Source organism: Bacillus sp. P4_D3, from assembly GCF_056401855.1.
Genome location: NZ_JBFUIN010000909.1, coordinates 1 through 1,092, shown reverse-complemented (window position 1 = coordinate 1,092; position 1,092 = coordinate 1). Strand labels below are relative to the sequence as shown.

Below are 1,092 nucleotides of genomic sequence, written 5' to 3'. Positions count from 1 at the left end.
ATTCTGAACTTTATTATGAATAGGATTAATAAATGCTACTAATTCGTCCTCTTCCCATCCCTCAACTCTAGCGTACGCCCCTTCATTTAAAGTGAATGCAAAGGTTACATCGCTTCCGTATTCTTTTTCAATCGTTCTTCCATTTATAAGTAGTCTCCACTCACACGGTTTATCTGTTTGAACGTTATAAACAATATTTCCTTTAGCCTCATCGCCGACAGCAATCGTTTCACCTTCGTTTTGAATATCTATCGCTAGTTTTCTAAATCGAGAGAAATAAATTCTTCCTTTTTGAATCGCAAATTTCAAGTTTTTAATAGATAAACCGTTACATAATACATATGTTCCTGGATCACCGTAAATGGATGGGTCTTTTGATCCTGGGAATGTTTTAGACGGATGTAAATGAGAGTCACTTCCTCCTATTCCCCAGATTTTAAGACCATTTGACCACATTTGATCGAAACAACGTAAAGCTTCTAAAGTAGATGATTTACTTTTTTTATACGTTGGATCACACATAATTTCCATCGTATGAACATTTTCTAAGTTAATATTAACTTGGTTCGCCCAAGGCTTCATAAATGGATGATTCACACTCAATAAATACCCTTTTTCTTTCATGAGTGAAAATAGTGCATTCATTTTTTCAGCGCTAAATGATTCATCTATATACTCTGTAAAATCAATGAATTCTCTTATACCAAATATGTTGTAATGACCATAAGGAGTTGTAAGTTCCATAGATGGTATAATTAATGTGTTTCCTTTTTGATATGATGGCATAACAATATTGTGCTCCGTCGCATATAAAAAATCTAATTCTTGTTTTTCACATACTTCCATTCCAAGTTCATCATCTATCTCGCCATCTGTTAAATCTGTATGTTCATGAAAATCCCCTTTGTACCAGCGATGTTCTTCATTTACTACCTTATTAAAACGGTCTTCATCGATAAAAACATTGCCCTTACAAAAATGCTCTCTACTATACTTTCGCTCCAACTGATCATTCACTTCTATATTTACTGTATAGTCAACTTTTTCCCCAGTAAATTTCACTACTTTCTTTGCACAATGAGGGATATATAC

The 1,092-nt window shown here is 33.8% G+C and carries 1 protein-coding gene; it reads right to left on the bottom strand.

Annotation, left to right across the window (positions count from 1 at the left end; translation table 11 throughout):
• The coding region (locus AC1DTM_RS27900) for a CehA/McbA family metallohydrolase (RefSeq protein ID WP_477001416.1) at positions 1 to 1,092 on the bottom strand (1,092 nt) is incomplete at both ends.